15 protein-coding genes are annotated in these 18,011 nt (G+C 44.8%); 14 read left to right on the forward strand and 1 reads right to left on the reverse strand.

Annotated elements, in window-relative coordinates:
* Positions 1–24: 24 nt before the first annotated feature.
* From AC58P7_RS21650 to AC58P7_RS21660, 3 genes are all read left to right on the forward strand, one after another.
* Entirely contained in the window at positions 25–1,236 is a 1,212-nt protein-coding gene (locus AC58P7_RS21650) for a sensor histidine kinase (protein WP_497346523.1), read from the forward strand.
* Positions 1,233–1,892 (forward strand): response regulator, encoded by a 660-nt coding sequence (locus tag AC58P7_RS21655; protein WP_497346525.1) that lies wholly within the window; start codon positions 1,233–1,235, stop codon positions 1,890–1,892. The genes AC58P7_RS21650 and AC58P7_RS21655 overlap by 4 nt, the downstream gene beginning before the upstream one ends.
* A 171-nt stretch (positions 1,893–2,063) precedes the next feature.
* Positions 2,064–4,274: an MMPL family transporter gene (locus tag AC58P7_RS21660; protein WP_497346527.1), complete on the forward strand. Its 2,211-nt coding sequence runs from the start codon at positions 2,064–2,066 to the stop codon at positions 4,272–4,274.
* Positions 4,275–4,374: 100 nt separating this feature from the next.
* On the opposite strand, the gene AC58P7_RS21665 is transcribed toward AC58P7_RS21660, so the two are convergent.
* Positions 4,375–4,644, reverse strand: coding sequence for a hypothetical protein (locus tag AC58P7_RS21665; protein WP_497346529.1), 270 nt, complete (start codon positions 4,642–4,644; stop codon positions 4,375–4,377).
* A 303-nt stretch (positions 4,645–4,947) separates the two neighbouring features.
* On the opposite strand from AC58P7_RS21665, the gene AC58P7_RS21670 reads away from it, so the two are divergent.
* The 11 genes from AC58P7_RS21670 (at position 4,948) to AC58P7_RS21720 (ending at position 17,965) form a co-directional block, all read left to right on the forward strand.
* Positions 4,948–6,483, forward strand: coding sequence for a spore germination protein (locus tag AC58P7_RS21670; RefSeq protein WP_497346531.1), 1,536 nt, complete (start codon positions 4,948–4,950; stop codon positions 6,481–6,483).
* Positions 6,480–7,580 (forward strand): GerAB/ArcD/ProY family transporter, encoded by a 1,101-nt coding sequence (locus tag AC58P7_RS21675; protein WP_497346533.1) that lies wholly within the window; start codon positions 6,480–6,482, stop codon positions 7,578–7,580. Before AC58P7_RS21670 ends, AC58P7_RS21675 begins: the two co-directional genes overlap by 4 nt.
* Positions 7,577–8,698 (forward strand): Ger(x)C family spore germination protein, encoded by a 1,122-nt coding sequence (locus AC58P7_RS21680; RefSeq protein ID WP_497346535.1) that lies wholly within the window; start codon positions 7,577–7,579, stop codon positions 8,696–8,698. The genes AC58P7_RS21675 and AC58P7_RS21680 overlap by 4 nt, the downstream gene beginning before the upstream one ends.
* A 22-nt stretch (positions 8,699–8,720) precedes the next feature.
* Positions 8,721–9,821 carry a GerAB/ArcD/ProY family transporter gene (locus AC58P7_RS21685; RefSeq protein WP_497346537.1) on the forward strand — a complete coding sequence of 367 codons (1,101 nt, stop codon included), beginning with the start codon at positions 8,721–8,723 and terminating at the stop codon, positions 9,819–9,821.
* Complete coding sequence (locus tag AC58P7_RS21690; RefSeq protein ID WP_497346539.1) at positions 9,818–10,942, forward strand: Ger(x)C family spore germination protein; 1,125 nt, start codon at positions 9,818–9,820, stop codon at positions 10,940–10,942. Before AC58P7_RS21685 ends, AC58P7_RS21690 begins: the two co-directional genes overlap by 4 nt.
* Positions 10,943–11,130: 188 nt before the next feature.
* On the forward strand, positions 11,131–11,445 hold the full coding sequence (locus AC58P7_RS21695; RefSeq protein WP_497346541.1) for a glycosyl hydrolase-related protein: 315 nt from the start codon (positions 11,131–11,133) through the stop codon (positions 11,443–11,445).
* Positions 11,446–11,653: 208 nt separating this feature from the next.
* Positions 11,654–13,576, forward strand: coding sequence for an alginate lyase family protein (locus tag AC58P7_RS21700; RefSeq protein WP_497346543.1), 1,923 nt, complete (start codon positions 11,654–11,656; stop codon positions 13,574–13,576).
* Between the two features lie 16 nt (positions 13,577–13,592).
* Positions 13,593–14,453 carry a glycoside hydrolase family 43 protein gene (locus tag AC58P7_RS21705; protein ID WP_497346545.1) on the forward strand — a complete coding sequence of 287 codons (861 nt, stop codon included), beginning with the start codon at positions 13,593–13,595 and terminating at the stop codon, positions 14,451–14,453.
* A 186-nt stretch (positions 14,454–14,639) separates the two neighbouring features.
* Complete coding sequence (locus AC58P7_RS21710; RefSeq protein ID WP_497346547.1) at positions 14,640–15,533, forward strand: carbohydrate ABC transporter permease; 894 nt, start codon at positions 14,640–14,642, stop codon at positions 15,531–15,533.
* Between the two features lie 16 nt (positions 15,534–15,549).
* The gene (locus AC58P7_RS21715) at positions 15,550–16,413 is read left to right on the forward strand and encodes a carbohydrate ABC transporter permease (RefSeq protein ID WP_497346549.1); all 864 of its coding nucleotides are present in this window, start codon (positions 15,550–15,552) and stop codon (positions 16,411–16,413) included.
* 154 nt (positions 16,414–16,567) lie between these two features.
* Entirely contained in the window at positions 16,568–17,965 is a 1,398-nt protein-coding gene (locus tag AC58P7_RS21720) for an ABC transporter substrate-binding protein (protein WP_497346551.1), read from the forward strand.
* Positions 17,966–18,011 lie beyond the last annotated feature (46 nt).

Consider the following 18,011-nt stretch of genomic DNA (forward strand, 5'->3'; position numbering starts at 1 on the left):
TAGGGGGATAAGGGGGCCAGTCAAGTGAAAAATAGAGCCGAATCCGATCCATTCAGGAAACAACCCCATCCCATAAATGAATTGTTTGAGTCCAGACTGCCGGTCTTGATCTGGGTGTTTCTGGTTTATACCTCAACCATGTTATTGCAAAACTTTAAAGATCCTACCCTCTCCAGTATCTTGTTTACAGTTGTTATCTGGGTCCATGTTTTCTTGCTCTGGAACGCGTACCGAATAACTCCCAAGTTTACCTGGGTATACTTTTTAGTACAGGGAATCATCATTTATGTATGTGCAATTATCATGCCCAAAGGTTCTCCCGCGGTTCTGTTTGGGCTGCTTCCGGTCTTGATCGCGCAAAGTATGGGTATGGCGTACAATGTAAAAAAAAGCATACTCCTAGCCGTTTTGAGTATCATGCTGTTTATTGATTCCATTGTCACCTTGCGAGAGTCAGGGGTGCTCATTCTCCTTCTCCCATTATTTATCATGATGATGATCGTCGTGGTGGCCTATGCCTTTCTATTCTTTCAGCAGGTTCAGGCACGCCTAAGAACCCAAAACTTTTTGTTAGATCTTGAGGCGGCTCATAAGAAGGTGGAAGAGTTAACGCTTTCCAATGAACGTCAACGCATGGCACGCGATTTGCATGATACGCTGGCACAAGGGGTCGCAGGGTTAATTATGCAGTTGGAAGCCGCGGATGCTCATATGACGAAGGGGAACACGGTTAGGACGCATGACATTATCAAGCAGTCCATGAAACAGGCTCGACGTACCTTGGCGGAAGCCAGACGGGCGATTGACGATCTACGTACGAAATCAGCTTCCGTGCTTGATTTCAGGGAAGCGGTTGCCGATGAGGTGCGACATTTTACGGATGCGACGGGGATGTCAGTAGATCTGCAGTTTAATCTCACCAAACCATGTTCCAAGATGGTTGTTGAGCACAGTCTTCAGATCGTGAAGGAATGTCTAACCAATATCGCCCGTCATGCCAAGGCCGAAAAGGTAGGGGTCAAACTATCCGGTCAAGACGGTCTATTTATCCTTGAGGTCAGAGACAATGGAATTGGGTTCAATCCAGATACCATCGGCAGGAAAGCGGGCCATTACGGATTAATTGGCATCCAGGAAAGGGTACGTCTGATTGGAGGAAAGTTAGAAGTATTTAGTAATTCGGCAGGCACGCGCATTCAAATCCAATCCTCATTGGACGAGGGAGAACCTACATGAATCGGTATAACGTTTTAATCGTGGACGACCATTATGTCGTTCGGGAAGGTTTGAAGCTGATCATGGAGACAAACGAGCAGTTTCAAGTTATTGGGGAGGCAGCAAACGGTCAGGAGGCTGTGAATCTTGTTGATGAGCTGCACCCTGATGTGATCTTAATGGATTTGAACATGCCGGTCATGAGCGGTCTCGAAGCCATGGAGATGTTGAAAAAAAAGAACTGCTCAATTCCGGTCATTATTCTGACGACCTACAACGAAGATGAATTAATGGTAAACGGGCTTGCTCTAGGGGCGAAGGGCTATTTGCTGAAGGATGCCAGCCGGGAAGAACTCTTTCGAACGATTGAGTCGGCAGTGAGAGGAGAGACTCTGCTTCAGGCCGATGTGATGGAGAAAGTGTTGGCCGCCAGCGTCAGAGCGCTTCAGAAGCCTCCCTCCGGTCCCAAAGAGATGACGTCCTCGTTGACAGAGAAAGAAGTTTTGATCCTTCAGTCCGTAGCCAGAGGATTCAGAAGCAAAGAAATTGCATTTGACATGGGTATCTCCGAACGTACAGTCAAAGCTCATTTAACCAACATCTACAACAAGCTCGGAGTCGACTCGCGGTCACAAGCGGTCGCAATCGCCTTGGAGCAGGGAATCATTCATAGTTAACCTGAAACATGCGGGAGGGAAGCCTTTCGCATGTTTTTTTGTCGCCTATTTGGTACATAAATTGCCCAAAGGTACATGCACCTTATTTCCCCTATGTACGATGTTGCCTGTCTGCGAAAAGCTTAAAATAAAGGTTAGAAAGAGAATTATTTTGATAGGAGTGACAGATTAATGGCTAAATTTCTGTATCGACTAGGTTTATCGGCGTTTAGGAACCGGGTCAAAGTTATAGTTGGTGGGATCGTCGTTCTATTAATCGCTGCAGGGTTGGTATTGTCGATCGGACCAGCATTCAGTGAAGGTTTTTCTATTCCTGGGCTCAAATCTCAGGACGCAATGGAACTACTTAACAAGGAATTTCCGTCACCGAAGGAAGAGGGCGGGCAAATTCAAATGGTATTTAAGGCACCAGATCAAGAAACCTTGTCCTCCGAATCGGCACAGGAGTTTATTAACAACAATTTAAAAGAGATTGCAAAAGATCCACAAGTTAAATCAATTGTAAGTCCTTATGAGAATCATTCACTAAGTGCAGACCAAAAAATTGGGTTTGCAACCATCACCTACAAAGTCCCAGGTTCGGATGTATCCCAAGAATCGAAGGACGGTGTGGTTCATGTTGCACAATCGATGCGGGATACAGGTTGGCAGGCAGAGTTAACTGGCTCAGGCTATGTGAAGATGGAAGCAGGGGGCTCTACAGAGGCCATTGGTATTTTCGTTGCTTTTATTATTTTGTCTATTACATTCGCTTCTTTCCTAACGGGTATTCTGCCTATTGTAACTGCAATTATAGGACTTGTTCTAGGTATGATCACTGTTTTACTTAGTTCGAATATTATGGATATGACCTCAAATTCTATCTCATTAGCAGCAATGCTCGGTCTGGCAGTAGGAATTGATTACGCCCTCTTTATTGTCTCAAGATACCGTCAACAGCTTGCCGAGGGGTACAACGTACAAGAGTCGATAGCCATCGCCAATGCAACAGCCGGATCCTCGGTTGTATTCGCTGGAATTACCGTTATTATTGGCCTTGCGGGACTCGCGGTAGCTCAGATTCCATTTCTTACTCAAATGGGAATTGCTGCTGCTTTCTGTGTTGTTACAGCTGTTTTGATTGCAATTATTATCATGCCTGCATTACTTGGGCTGCTAGGAGAACGGATCGGCCCCAAAAGGCAAAATCGCTTGCTCAAGATTTTTACAAAAAAAACCAATTCCAATAATCATGAAAACCGCTGGGGTAAATTTGTAACAAGACGCCCATGGGCCATTGTCATTGTTGGTGTTGTCATCCTTGGAATCTTCGCGATGCCTTTCGCTCATTTAAATCTCGGGATGCCGAATGATGCGCAGAAATCGACGGATAAAACGGAACGCCGCGCCTATGATTTGCTCACTGAGGGATACGGCCCGGGGTATCACAGTCCGCTAGTGATTTTAGCCAAAACGGACGGCGGCGAAGAATCGGCTGCAAATTTAGCAACAGTCATTCAATTATTGAAAACATTCCCTAATATCGGTACTGTTGCTCCGGCCGTACCAGGTCCATCCGGGAAAGTAGATCTGATTAGTGTCGTTCCTGCTACAGGCGAACATGATATTGAAACGAAGGAGTTAGTTCAGCTTATCCGTGACCAGTCCCCTGACATTCTGAAACAGAATCACGTTGAACTCCTAGTGACGGGCAGTACGGCCGTTAATATTGATATTTCACAAAAGTTGAATGATGCACTTCCGAAATTTGCTATTGTCGTCGTCGGGCTTGCTTTTATTCTGCTGATGGTCGTATTTCGATCGCTGCTTGTCCCGATTAAAGCGGTTTTGGGCTTTGTCCTTTCCTTGGCAGCAACACTCGGTTTTGTTGTATATGTCGTGCAAGAAGGACATATGGGTGAGTTTTTCGGTTTCCATGCTTCGGGTCCCATTTTAAGTTTTCTTCCAATCATGGTAGTCGGCGTCCTGTTCGGGCTCGCTATGGACTATGAAGTATTCCTGCTCAGCCGAATGCGTGAAGAGTATAAGCACACCGGAAATGCACGCCGTGCTGTTCTTGCTGGGATTAACCACAGTGGATCCGTAGTTACTGCTGCAGGGCTCATCATGATTTCCGTCTTTTTGGGATTTATGTTAACCGAAGATGCTATGGTTAAGTCCATGGGATTCGCTTTCGCCTTCGGAATACTATTTGATGCATTTGTTGTTCGAATGATGATTGTGCCTGCTGTCATGACAATCATGGGGAAATACGCATGGTACTTGCCAAAATGGCTTGACCGCATCCTTCCGAATCTGGATATTGAAGGTGAGTCCATCCTGGAGGAATTGAAAGCCGCAGAGATCGATAAAGTGATCGTGGGGAAGCAAAAAGCAGTTTAACACTTGGGCAGCTGGAAAAAAATAAGGAATACGAAAGCCGGGTCCTATTGAGGATCCGGCTTTTGCTTTATTTTCATGGAAAATAATTCATAACGATTAGCTACTCACCGGGCAGATCAGGCGCAGATTGCTCTGCAGCTGCAGCGACTTCTTCATTCACTTCCTCCGAAGTACTCTCGTTCTCGGTCTCGGTCTCAGTCTCGTTCTCGTTTTCGGTTGGAACTGTGTTCCCCTCTTCGAGTCGTTGAAGTGCATCCAGTCTGTTGCTTAGGCTCTTGATTCTTTCATCAGCTTGGTTGCTATCACCAGATAGTTGCTTCGCATGGCGGAGCAAGGTTTTTACTCGTTCAATTTCGGCTGTATGTGCCATCGTTATGTTGCCTCCCCATAGTCTTTATTCATTTTTGTTCAGCACTAAGGAAAACGATCATCCATAGAAAAGTGTATACTTTTCCACGTTTTACTACAAGGGAAATTAGCATTCTGCCATTCTAGTAAGCGGCAAGAAGAACCATCCAACTATTTGGATGGTTCTTCTTCTTTTTCTCTATCGCAGCTAAAGATTCTACTTGAGCTGTGTGATGTAGTCAAGTGCCTACATTTGACATGAATAAAATTCCCATAATCTTGCATAATAAAAGAAAAGAAGATGGGATGAGCGTGGTGAAGATCGATGCTATTTTCAAACTGGTTCGGAAGGAAGAAGTATCTTTCGGTTCAAGAACAAGTTAATCAGCCGCCTAGCAACACCATAAGTACTTCTTTGGTGCAAAATATAACCTATTTACATAGTCAGTTCAGTCAAACCCCCGATCTGGTTGTACGGCATTTTATCATTAAGAAGTCTGGGGACCAGGCAGCGTTAGTCTACCTAAGTGGACTAGTAGATAAAAACGCAATTAATAATAATGTGCTCCGTCCGCTGCAATTTGAAACGGGAACCGGCACGGTTGACGATATTACGGTAAATGTAGGCCAAATTCAAAGCTTGTATACTTGGCCGCAGGTTGAGAATGCCATTTTGCAAGGCACTAGTGTACTCTTTGTTAATGGGCGAACAAAAGCCTCCGCCTTAGGGACGCAAGGCTGGCCGCAGCGGGCGATTGAAGACTCTCAGATCGAGGCTTCTTTAAAAGGAGCGCATCAAGGCTTTGTTGAAACAGGCAGTCAGAATATTGCCTTAATCCGTCGCTATATTCAAAACCGTGAATTGAAAATTAAGGAACTGGTGGTTGGGCGAAGAGGAAACACCTTAGTTTCTATCTTATATTTAGCTGATGTCGCTCATCCTGAGGTGCTGAAAGAACTGGAAGACCGGATTCAGCAAGTTGATGTCGATGTCATCCTTAACACTGGTGAGTTAGCAGAGTTTATCGAGGACAATCCGTATTCACCATTCCCTCAATTTATTACAACGGAAAGACCGGATGCTGCGGCTTCACAAATATTACAAGGAAGATTCGCTGTTGTCGTAGACTGTTCACCAAGCGTATTGATAGCACCAGTAGCATTTATGGCGTTTTTTCAAAACATCGACGATTACAGCACACGCTGGTCGATCTCTACTTTTATACGACTGCTGCGGATGTTCGCATTTTTCGTCGCTATCTTTTTGCCGGCGTTCTATATTGCCGTCATTTCCTATAACTTCGAGATCATCCCCGTTAAATTACTGCTCACGATTGGCGAGTTCAGAGGTCGAGTACCATTCCCGCCATTTGTGGAAGCGATCATCATGGAGGTAACTCTAGAAATGATGCGGGAGGCTGGAGTGCGTCTCCCTGCTCCCGTTGGGCAAACCGTTGGTATAGTCGGGGGCATTGTTATTGGACAAGCCATCGTTCAGGCAGGACTCATCAGCAATATCATGGTAATTGTCGTTGCCTTCACGGCCATTGCATCGTTCATCCTGCCTAATTATGATATGGTCGCAGCCGTCCGGCTTATCCGCTTCGTCATGATGATAGCTGCCTCCTTGTTCGGCTTTGTTGGCGTCATTATTGCATTGATGACCATGATCGGGCATCTGATTGCGCTCGAATCGCTTGGAACACCGTACGGTACCCCTTTCGCACCGGTACGATTTGCCGATTGGAAAGATACGTTCGTCCGTTTACCGCTGTGGAAAATGGGCAAGCGACCTTTAGGGACAAGAGCGACCCAATCGCAGAGACAAGGATCAAATCGTCCAAAAGGTGATGGGAAATGAAGAAATATGCATTCAACGAGATCACCTCTATGCAATATATTTTTCTGAATAGCGGCATTCAAATCAGTGTTTTCTTTTTGTCGATGCCACGGAAATTAGCCGAAAAGGCAGGTACGGATGGCTGGATCGCACTCATCATCGGCTGGGCTGTTACGGTAGCAGCAAGCTTGATTGTTATTCAGGTGATGAAAAGGTACCCCGAAGGAACATTGTTTGATCTACTAACACGATATTTGGGCAAATGGACAGGCAAGGTGGCTGCCATCTTTTTTGCTCTGTATCTCTTTTATTACGCTTACACTGGGCTCGTTCAGGCGGTATTGCTCACGAAGGCATGGCTTTTGCCGCAAACATCGGCAGCTATCGTCATGCTGTTATTGCTCATTCCCACTTATGTGATTACACGTAATGGACTTCGCGTCTTGGGCAGATATGCGGAAATTGTTTTTATGATCTCCTGGTGGATACCATTTGTATATTTGCTTCTGCTCAAGGACGTCAACTGGCTCAATATGTTTCCTATATTAAAGGAAGGATGGATGCCCGTAATTTCAGCGGTGCCTACAACGTTCTTTTCTTATATCGGATTTGCTACTACGTTTATTTTGTATCCGTTTTTGAAGAACAAACAAAAGGCTTCTAGCGCTATTGTGATCTCCAATACACTGACGATGTTTGGGTATTTGTTCATTACGGTTATCTGTTTTGCCTATTACAGCCCGGATGAAATTCAGAAGTACAACGAACCCATGATTAGTATCTTGGAATCTATCGAGTTTAAGTTTGTAGAACGGATAGGAGTGCTGTTTATCGCATTTTTTTTGCTTATTTTTTCATTAGCATGGATACCCGCTATATACATGGGCGTTTTTTGCACAAGCTGGTTGCTCGGAAAGCAGGATCATCGCAATCATTTGCGGATATTGTGGTTATTCCTTGCTGTGGGTACGTTTTTCTTCTTACCAACATTTAATCAGAGCGATCGCATGAATGATTTTCTTACTCGGGTTGGTTTTGGAATTGAATACGTTTTTCCCGGTTGCTTACTCATCTATTTATGGATGCATGATCGTTTTCAGTGGAGGGAGCGCATATGAACAAACGGCTCCTTCCAATTATGCTCATCGCGATGGTTGTCGTCATCATTCCAGGCTGCAGTGACAGGTTAGATCTGGAAGATTCCTCATTTGCCTTATTAGTAGGTTTTGATCTCGATAAAGAACACGAGTTCATTGTATATAGTACATCTCCTGTTTTCAGTAAAGATGTCGAGAAAAAAACACGTGAACTTAGGGTGAAACCACAGACGAATCGTCAATCAAGAGAAAAACAGGACAGTTATACACAGGGTGTTTTCCAAGGCAGAAGTATTCAAGTCTTACTGATATCTAAGCGAATCCTGCAGCAAGAAAACTGGTTCCGACTAACGGATGTCTGGTTTCGCGACCCCAAAAATTCGTTAACTCCAAGGATCATTGCTTTCGATGGACCTCTCTCTGAAATTATATACCTAAATCCGAAAGATCAGCCGATACTGCCCTTATTGCTGCGGGATATGATCGATACGAAGGACGCCACATCGGAAACGGTAAAGACGACTTTACAGGGGCTGCATCAGCAAATACGTGAGAAGGGTGCCACTCCCATCATCTCGGAAGTTCGAGTGAAAGATAAACAGATTGCAATGACAGGCACGACACTGCTTGATCATGAAGGGAAATTTGCTGATTCTCTGAACATACAGGAAAGTATTCTACTGCGAATATTGCAAAAAAATACGAAAAAGACCGTCAGCTTAACAATTCCCATTCCCGGAGAAATAAAGATCGGACCGTTTCATACAGACAAACTAACTTTAAACGCTGATAACATAAAGGTAAAAATCAAGACCTCCTACCTTAGGGACAACTTTCAGTTCGATATGCACATTAGCATGCGCGTTGGACTATCGGAGCTTATGTTCCCTCACGACGTGCGAAATCATGGGAAAGAGTTGGAGAATAAGATTACCGAACAATTGCAAAAGCAGTTGGAAAGCCTCATAAAGAAAATACAAGCGGATAAAATCGATCCGATAGGGCTTGGGTTCTACGCGCGGGCGCACGAATATAGCCATTTCAAGAATGTGGAAGATCATTGGGGTGAAAAGATGGCCAAAGCCGACATTCATGTTTCCGTGAAAACAATCATAGGCGCTATGGGAACAGTGAAGTAATAGCTCTAAGGGGGGACAGCAAGTGAAAAAATATGCATTGAATGAAATCACCTTCATGCAATATATTTTTCTCAACTTTGGTATGGTAGTGAGCATCGGTTTTTTGTCGCTGCCGCGAGTATTAGCCGAACAGGCAGGTACGTCAGGCTGGATTGCTCTCATCATCGTTTGGTTGATCTCTACTGCAGCGAGTTTGATCGTCATACAGGTGATGAAGAAGTACCCAGATGGCACCTTGTTAGATCTATTGACGGTGTATTTGGGCAAATGGGCAGGCAAAGCGGGAGCCGTCCTATTTGCTCTATATCTTTTTTACTACGGATACACTGGTCTTATCTATACAATATTGATTACAAAACAATATCTTCTGCAGCAAACTCCGGCGTATATCATTATGCTTCTGCTACTTATTCCCACTTATGTCATTGTGCGGAACGGCCCTCGCATATTAGGTAGATATGTGGAAGTGATTATGCTCCTTTCTTTATGGATCCCCTTCGTTTATTTGATTCCGCTTAAGGACGCTCATTGGCTCCGTCTGCTTCCTGTGCTTAAGGAAGGATGGAAGCCTATATTCTCAGCGGTACCTAGCACTTTCTATTATCATGTAGGTTTTTCAACCACGTTTATTCTGTATCCGTTTCTCAAAAACAAGCGGAAGGCCTCAGCCGGAATCGTTATCTCGTATCTACTGACGATGCTCATGTATTTGTTCATTACCGTTATCTGTTTCATCTATTTCAGTCCAGATGAAATTATGGAGTACAACGAACCGACGATCAATGTATTGAAAACGATCGAGTTTAAGTTTATAGCACGGATCGAAGTGATATTTCTTGCGTTTTATTTACTTATCTTTTCATTATCATGGATACCTACGATGTACATGAGCGTTTTTTGCACAACTTGGCTAATCGGAAAGCAGGATCACCGCAATCATTTACGTCTGCTTTGGCTATTCATCGCTGTGGGCACGTATTTCTTCATGCCTACTTATTTCCAGAGCGAACGGATGAATACTTTGCTCGGTCAGATCGGCTTTGTTGTCGAGTACATGGTTCCTGCTTGTTTACTCCTATATGTAATGATACATGATCGTTTGGGGTGGAGGAAGCACTTATGAACAAGCGGCCACTATACGTTTTTGCCATCATTATGATGATGGGTATCGCAACGGGGTGTAGTGACCGGTTGGATTTGGAAGAATCCACAAACAACCTCGCTCTCGGTCTGGATCTCGACAATGAAAACAACTTACTTGTATATTTGCACAGCCCTTCGTACGGTAGAGATATAAAGAAGAAAACACTAGAAATCGAAGTGAAGTCACAAACGATTCGTCAATCGAGAGAGCAGCAAGATCAATTTGCACCAGGTGTTATTACAGGTAGAAAGGTTCAGGTCATGCTTATCGGGAAACGCATCCTGGAACATGAAGACTGGTTCCCGATACTGGACGTCTTCTTTCGTGATATGAAAAATCCATTAACACCAAGAATCATCGCTTTCGATGGAGCTATCTCCGACATTATATACCTACAACCGAAAGATCAGCCGATGTTACCTTTATTGTTGCGGGGGATGGTCGACACGAAAAGTACTAGATCGGAAACGGCAAAAACAACGCTGCAGAAGCTGCATTGGCAAATGTATGAGAAGGGGGTGACACCCTATATCTCCGAAATTCAGTTGGACAAGGACAAACAGATCAGGCTGGCTGGCGTAACGCTGCTAGATCATAAAGGGAAATATACCGCTTCGCTGAGCGCAGAGGAAACCGTATTACTTCAAATATTGAATAAAAACGCCAAAAAGCCTGTTAGCTTAACACTTCCAATTCCTGGAGAAAAGAAGAGCGGTCCATTTCATACAGACCATTTAAGTATATCGGCTCAAGGAATAAAAACGAAAATAAAAACCTCGTACAATCAGAATAAGTTTCGGTTCGATATCAACATTAAAATGCCAGCGGGTCTTACTGAACGTTTATTCCCTTTTGATGTGCGAAAGAATGGAAAAGAATTAGAGAAAATGATTTCTGAACATGTGCAAAAGCAATTCGAGAACCTCATCAAGAACTTTCAGAAGCATCAAATCGATCCGATCGGGCTTGGTCTCTACGCTCGGGCTCATGAATATAGTCAATACAAGAAAGTGGAGGATCATTGGGGAGAAGCGCTGTCAGAGGCAGACATTCATGTTTCCGTTAAGGTTACTATAGGAAGTATGGGACCCATGAAGTGACTGGTCTTGGTTCGTAACTCACCTGATTACCCTATCACTGCTCCAGTAACTACACCTTTAATGGGGGGATTTTCCCCTTTAATTTCCCGCAATGGATTAGCGGCAGTTTCCAATATGCATTCCGGATTGCACCGCATGCGGGGGATTGGAAGGTAGGACGTGTTCAGCAGCAAGCCACTGAAGCATTTATGCCGCTTCAGGTGACCTCCAGTTGGAATCCTTCAGGACCCAAAAGCTATGGCTTCCTGAAGGAAAGCGTAGAGGATGTTCATATCTTATCCTTCAAAAAAGCGGAGCAGGGTGATGCCTACATAGTACGATTCCAAAATCTGCTCGACTTACGCACATCGGTGAGGCTTCCATTCACTGCATCTATCAAGGAAGTAATAGAATGCGATCTTGTCGAACGACACAAGGAAACAGAAGTGGAATTCAGTAGCGAGCATCTTACGGTGACAATGAATCCTTTTGAAATTAAAACGATGAAGCTTCGGTTTGGTTGAAGCCGATGATCATCAAAACAAGAAACAGACAGCTGGTACGCGGCTGTCTGTTTCTTGTTTCATGATCAATTATTTCTCGAAACGAAACGGGCTTTTTTTAGAAAGAAAGTACCATTCTCCCCTCAGGAAAGTTGAAACGCCTATCTCAAGGAATGTGGACACGCTATTATAATGTCCATATATAGAGAAAGCAAGGAGGAAAATCGAAATGAACTATTATTTAAACAAGCAGGAATTGATGGATACGGGGGAACATTATCGTCAAGAGTATCCAGAGCTGGCGGAGGCTTCTATTGAAAAAGCGGAGCAAGCATGTAAGAACAAGTTTCGAGTTCCCTTTACGATGGACATGGATCATTGGGTTGACATGGGGGATCCCATAGATTGGCAGTATAATCCTTCAAAGGATCTCGAATTCACGTGGGTTCTCAATCGGCATTGGTACATGCTGGATTTGGGCAGAGCGTATTTGATGACGCTAAAAGAGGAGTACGTCCATACGTTTGTCAAACACCTGCGAGGCTGGAGGCTGCAGAACCCTGTCCCGAAGAATCTTTCCTATGAGGAAGCTACTTTTTTTCAACAACCGGGGCCTTGGCGCTTATTGGAGGTTGGACTACGTGTTCAATCATGGATATCCGCTTTTAAATACATGGAGGGAAGTCCGGTTATTTCGGATAGCTTCCGAGAAGAGTTTAAATCGGCTTTAGTTGAGCATGCCAATTATTTGACGAGCTATTTGGGGAATACGGAAATCAATCATGCCATCATGCATATGCAGGGCTTATTTATGATTAGCGTTTTTTATAATGACCATCCGAGGGCCTCATTTTGGCGACAATTTGCCACTGAGCGGCTGGAACTGTGCATGGTCCATCAGATTGATCCGGATGGTGTACAATGCGAATTAACGATGCATTATCATAATGGGAGTATTGAGATGTTTGGCACTCCCTATTTACTTGGGAAGGTATCTGGTTATCCGATGTCAGAATGGTATGGAAACAATCTTCGCAGAATGGCAGCATTCACGCATGCGATGATCAGACCCGATCAAGGCTCTACAGCTTTGGGTGATTCCGATCTGATAAGTTCTAGTACGGAGCGTCTTGCCTTATTGGGTGCGATCCTGGAAGATGAGCAATTTATCTCAATGGGCAATATTAGCGCTGAAATTCTTTGGATATTCGGTCGTGACAAGTATGAGACGTTCAAAATACAACAGCAGTCCTACAAACCGCAGCTTCCTGCTACGGTGTCCTTTCCGCAAACGGGGTTTTACATCATGAAGGATGAACAACATTATGTATTTTTTGACGCCGCCTCTATGGGAGGGGCCCATGGACATGCGGATGCCCTGAATTTGGAATGGATGTGGAAGCGCAACCTGCTCTTTCTTGATCCAGGCAGGTATACCTATGAGGAAGGGGAGTGGCGCCGTTATTTCAAGAGCACCCGAGCGCATAATACGGTTACAGTGGATGGGCTGGATCAGACGCCATATGTTTCCACGCAGGAATGGGGAAAACCGCTTGCAGAATGCGTGACGAACCGATGGATCACGGGGGAGGAGTATGATTTTATCGATGCCTCCCATAATGGTTACATGAGGTTGGATGACCCGGTTCTGCATCGCCGATGGCTGCTGCTTTGCAAAGAGAGCAATCTGATGATTATCGTGGACTGGCTGGAAGCCGAAGGTAGGCATGACTTTGAACAGAGGTTTCAGCTTCCTCCCTCCACGAATGTTAGAATTTTGGATGGAGGCCCTCTAGATAACATGCCGAAGACAACGGTTGACTATTCCTCAGACCTTCAACTGCATATGCTTTGGAAAACGAGCAGCGATCAGACAGGTCATTTTACTGTTGTCAGCGAGCAGGGATGGGTTTCTGAAATATATGGTGTCAAAGAGGAAACATCAACCATTGTCGGTAAAGGAACAATGACCGGTAAATTGGGGATCGTGACTGTCTGCACACCGGTTGACTTAGAGGAAAATACGGTACCGCCACAAATAACACGCCTGGAGATTGACCATAGGCGGCAAGATGTCTCGATTTCCTATAAGGATAAGGCGGGAAATCTGGATATTCATATCGATTGTAACGAAATCAACTGGACGCGATAGAAGGGGAAATCTGACGATGTACCTGTTCAGTTATTTCAAAGAGAAAGAGGAGAAATTGTTCTTGGCTTCAAGCAATGACGGCCTGCAATGGGAGGAACGGAACGGAGGAAAGCCTTTATTTGAATCCAGTATTGGAACGAAACAGCTTCGGGATCCATTTCTGCTGGAGGATGAAGAAGGGGTATTTCATCTCATTTGGACGGACGGATGGCGCAGCCGGAGTATCGGCTACGCGCGTTCAAGCGACTTGATCCATTGGCACGATGAAAAGCTGATTCCAGTTATGGAGCACCTACCAACAACACAGAACACTTGGGCTCCGGAAATTTTCTATGACACGGTGCGGGGGGAGTATCGAATTATTTGGTCTTCCACTGTAGGACAGGGTACAAGAAACCACCGGATATGGTCTGTGACGACTCGTAATTTTGAAACCTTTTCGGGGGCATCCCTATTTTTTGATCCCGGATACAACGTAATCGATGCCAGCGTCATGGATCTGGGGGATCACTATTTGATGTTGTATAAAGATGAACGGGGGATTAACGAAAAAGGAACAGCCTATAAGGCGATCCGTTCCTGTCATCTGGCTAAGGAAGAGGATGATACCCCTTCGGTTAGCCATATATCTGACCTTTTGACACCTGCACTTACCGAGGGACCAACGATGTACGTCTTGGAAGAGGGTGGGAGACCAATATGGATCATGCTGGTTGACGGCTTTCAAGAGCAGTATTATAGCGCTTACCGATCATTAGACTTGAAAAAGTGGGAGGACGTTAGCGCAATGATTCAGCTGCCGCGGGGAGCTAGGCATGGTGCTGTCTTGAAGCTTAAATGGGAAAGAGAGCTCTCTCTCTTCTACCTAAATAATTGAATAAACGTGCTAAGCCGCAGAGATATCTTTGCGGCTTATTGCTATGGAGCCGAGGATGAAGGTATCCGATTTTACCCGATGTAACACAGTTGAATTGTCCTACGGTCACAGTTGAATTGCCGCTCCCGTACCCGAGCGGGGTTGTACTATGCTTGGAGTACAAAAACCAAAAGGAGTAGATGCACGATGCGAAAAAGGATGTCGATTTTCAATTCCTATGTATTCATTTTTCCCAGTCTATTTTTGACGTTAGCGCTTGGGATCTATCCGATTGTTTGGGCGCTTAGCTATATGTTTTACGATTATCAAGGGTACGGAGCAAAAAAATTTATTGGACTCGATAATTTTTCGAGATTATTTCGGGATCAAGAATTTTGGCACTCGGTGTATAACACATTCATTTATGCGAGCGGGAAAATCATCATTGTCCTGCCGATTTCACTTATACTTGCTGTCATTTTAAATAAAGGATTGAAAGGTAAAGTGTTTCTGCGCGCCATTTATTTTATGCCGACCATTATTAGTACCTCGGTGATGTCCATCGTATTTTTCACTATTTTTAATTCGTATAACGGATTACTCAATCAATTTCTGATCAAGTATGGCTTGATTTCCAAAGCAGTGGATTGGCTGGGACCGAATTACGCGATGCTGACCGTCATTATTACCGCGATCTGGGGGGCGATCGGCAACTATATGCTGCTTTTCATCGCCGGACTGCAAGGCATTCCCGATGACTTGTATGAGAGTGCATCTATCGATGGAGCGAATGCCGCGCAGAAATTTTGGAGCATTACGATTCCTATGCTGGGTCCAGTTCTACAAATGATCATTATGCTCGCTATCATCACGGCATTGAAAGGCTATGAAAGCATTATGGTGCTGACCGAAGGTGGACCCTTTGGTAAAACCGATGTTATGTATCTCTATGTGTTTAAATTATTTTTCCCGGTTTCCACTTCGTCTGCGACTGTGCAGCAGATCGGCTACGGTAGTGCAGCAGGGTTTGTAACGGCTCTGATTGTCGGGGGAATTACGATTGTCTATTTCTATCTGTCCAAGAGGCTGAATCAGGATTAAAAAGGGGGATTGCAGGATGCATACAACTACGAAATCTGGTGTTATCAGAAGCGGATATGTCATTGGGCAAGCCTTGAAATGGCTATTTTTACTGGTGATCGCTTTCTTTACGCTATTTCCAATCGTTATGGCGATATTGGGTTCATTTAAAACGAATGCAGAGTTAACAACGGGAGCAACCCTGCTGCCCACTGTCTGGCAGTTCTCTAACTACGCAACAGCTTGGAAGCAGGCAAATTTTGCACAGTTTACATGGAACAGCCTTTTTATCAGCACAATTGTGACGATCGGCACACTGCTCGTAGCCTCGATGTCCGCTTATGCTGTCGATCGTACGAGATTCCCTGGTAAACGATTGTACGTGATGCTCCAGGCTAGTACGATGTTTATTTCCATCGGTGCGGTTGTACTAAGGCCGCAGTTCGATCTTATGGTGAAGCTTGGCCTCAATAAATCACTCTGGGGAGTCATTATCATCTTGATCAGCGCGCATGCCACGGTCTATTTTATGCTGATTGGCTTTTTCAAGGCAATTCCCAAAGATCTGGACGAAGCGGCTTACATCGATGGGTGCAATTTCTATACGGTTTACTGGCGAATTATACTTCCGTTATTAAGTCCGGCTCTTGGCGTTACCGCTTTATTCACGTTCCGCGGCGCATGGAATGAATACATTTTGCCTCTGGTATTCACAATGACGAATCCGAAATTGCAAACGTTGACGGTGGGACTGGCCAATTTGCGATACGGAATCGGTGCCGCTGCGGAATCACACCTTATGATGGCGGGCGCGTGTCTTTCTTTCCTTCCGATCCTTGTTGTATACGTATTGGCGAACAAGTCATTTGTCCAAGTGACAGCTGGAAGCGTTAAAGGGTAACCGATTGTAGATACCTCAGGAAAGTGTTTTCTCCCACTATCAAAAGTTGATTTGTCCTTCACGGTTCCAAGTGCTGAGGAATTATGATGAAAGCAGTTACATTTTGGTTTAAAAGCAAGTCTTAAGGTAAACTAAACTAGGAGGGTTTTATAACATGAAGAAAAAAATGGTGTTAAACACGCTGCTTGGCGTAACGATGGTCGCTTCACTAGCGGCTTGCGGTGGACAAACGGCTCAGCCGAAAACGACAGATGCTTCTGCTTCCGCTACCCCAGGAGGAGCGAAGACGAAGCTGTCTTATTGGACAGTTGACCGTCACGATGCCGATTACATGAAGGAAGTCATCAAGAAATTCAATGAAACAAACAAGGACAATATTGAAGTTGAAATGACGGTTCTTGCTGATAACTTTAATCAGTCGGTCGATATTGCTTTTGCAAGCAACCAAGCACCCGACATCTTAAGGACGAATGATTTTTCCGGGTTTGTGAAGAAAGGATATTTACAGCCGATTAACGATATGATGACGGACGAAATGAAGAAGCGGTACAACAATTTGCTGGTTGAAGAGTTAAATACGATGGATGGCAAAATCTACTCACTTCCGCATACGGGGCAATATTGGAGATTGATTTACAACGTTGATCTCTTCCAAAAAGCAGGAATCACCGCACCGCCGAAAACGATCAAAGAATTGGTAGAAGATGCCAAAAAAATTACGGAAGCCGGTAAAGATATTGGCGCCTACGGTTTCGCGGAAAACTTCAAAAACCCTGGGTCTGCCTTCAGCAGGATCGCCAATCCGATCGGATCGCTCAGCGGAACTTCCGTGGTAGATGGCTACAATTACAAAACAGGACTGTTCGATTACACGGTGTACAAGCCGATTGTTGAGGCGCTCCGTCAGATGAAGCAGGACGGCAGCATGCTGCCTGGGGTTGAGTCGCTCGACATTGATCCGCTGCGCGCACAGTTCGCTGCAGGAAAGATCGGTATGTATTTTAATCACTCTGGGGAACCTGCTGTATACCAAAGCCAATTCCCAACAAAAATTAACTGGAGCGCGGCCCTGCCGCCTACGATCGATGGCAGCCAACAAGGGACCGTATCCGTTATTGCCGGGAACTATATCGGTATCAGTAAAAGCACGGCGAATAAAGATAAAGCTTGGAAATTTATGCAATACATTTACAATCTAGATTTCCAAAAGGAATATCATGAAAAAGGTTACGGGATCTCCATTGTGCCGGACGTTAACGCTGTTGCCAAAAAGCCAACAACACCGGGTATCGAAGGCTTTTTACCTACAAAATTCGACGCACTGTACGCTCCAACACCGGTTGGCGTGACGGAAACGAAGGTAGAAGGAATGAAAACTGGTAACGCCATTATGAAATATATGCTTGAAGGCGGAGATTTGGACAAGATCTTAACAGATTTGACGACTCGCTACAATGCCGGATTGGATAAAGCACGTACGGCGGGCGATACGAAAGCCAAAGCGAATCCGAGCTTCGATCCGAATAAGCTGCAGGGCAGCCTTGCAAAGTAAGCTTCATTAGGTGAAAAATGATAACCATAGGGCAAGGGGCGCGCAG

The sequence above is a fragment of the Paenibacillus sp. J22FR5 genome (assembly GCF_059691975.1).

What these genes read in the sequence shown, in the direction of transcription:
- AC58P7_RS21655 (WP_497346525.1), top strand. Translation starts at nt 1,233, where the DNA reads ATGAATCGGTATAACGTTTTAATCGTGGACGACCATTATGTCGTTCGG.
- AC58P7_RS21660 (WP_497346527.1), top strand. Translation starts at nt 2,064, where the DNA reads ATGGCTAAATTTCTGTATCGACTAGGTTTATCGGCGTTTAGGAACCGG.
- AC58P7_RS21665 (WP_497346529.1), bottom strand. Translation starts at nt 4,644, where the DNA reads ATGGCACATACAGCCGAAATTGAACGAGTAAAAACCTTGCTCCGCCAT.
- AC58P7_RS21670 (WP_497346531.1), top strand. Translation starts at nt 4,948, where the DNA reads ATGCTATTTTCAAACTGGTTCGGAAGGAAGAAGTATCTTTCGGTTCAA.
- AC58P7_RS21675 (WP_497346533.1), top strand. Translation starts at nt 6,480, where the DNA reads ATGAAGAAATATGCATTCAACGAGATCACCTCTATGCAATATATTTTT.
- AC58P7_RS21680 (WP_497346535.1), top strand. Translation starts at nt 7,577, where the DNA reads ATGAACAAACGGCTCCTTCCAATTATGCTCATCGCGATGGTTGTCGTC.
- AC58P7_RS21690 (WP_497346539.1), top strand. Translation starts at nt 9,818, where the DNA reads ATGAACAAGCGGCCACTATACGTTTTTGCCATCATTATGATGATGGGT.
- AC58P7_RS21695 (WP_497346541.1), top strand. Translation starts at nt 11,131, where the DNA reads ATGCCGCTTCAGGTGACCTCCAGTTGGAATCCTTCAGGACCCAAAAGC.
- AC58P7_RS21700 (WP_497346543.1), top strand. Translation starts at nt 11,654, where the DNA reads ATGAACTATTATTTAAACAAGCAGGAATTGATGGATACGGGGGAACAT.
- AC58P7_RS21705 (WP_497346545.1), top strand. Translation starts at nt 13,593, where the DNA reads ATGTACCTGTTCAGTTATTTCAAAGAGAAAGAGGAGAAATTGTTCTTG.
- AC58P7_RS21710 (WP_497346547.1), top strand. Translation starts at nt 14,640, where the DNA reads ATGCGAAAAAGGATGTCGATTTTCAATTCCTATGTATTCATTTTTCCC.
- AC58P7_RS21715 (WP_497346549.1), top strand. Translation starts at nt 15,550, where the DNA reads ATGCATACAACTACGAAATCTGGTGTTATCAGAAGCGGATATGTCATT.
- AC58P7_RS21720 (WP_497346551.1), top strand. Translation starts at nt 16,568, where the DNA reads ATGAAGAAAAAAATGGTGTTAAACACGCTGCTTGGCGTAACGATGGTC.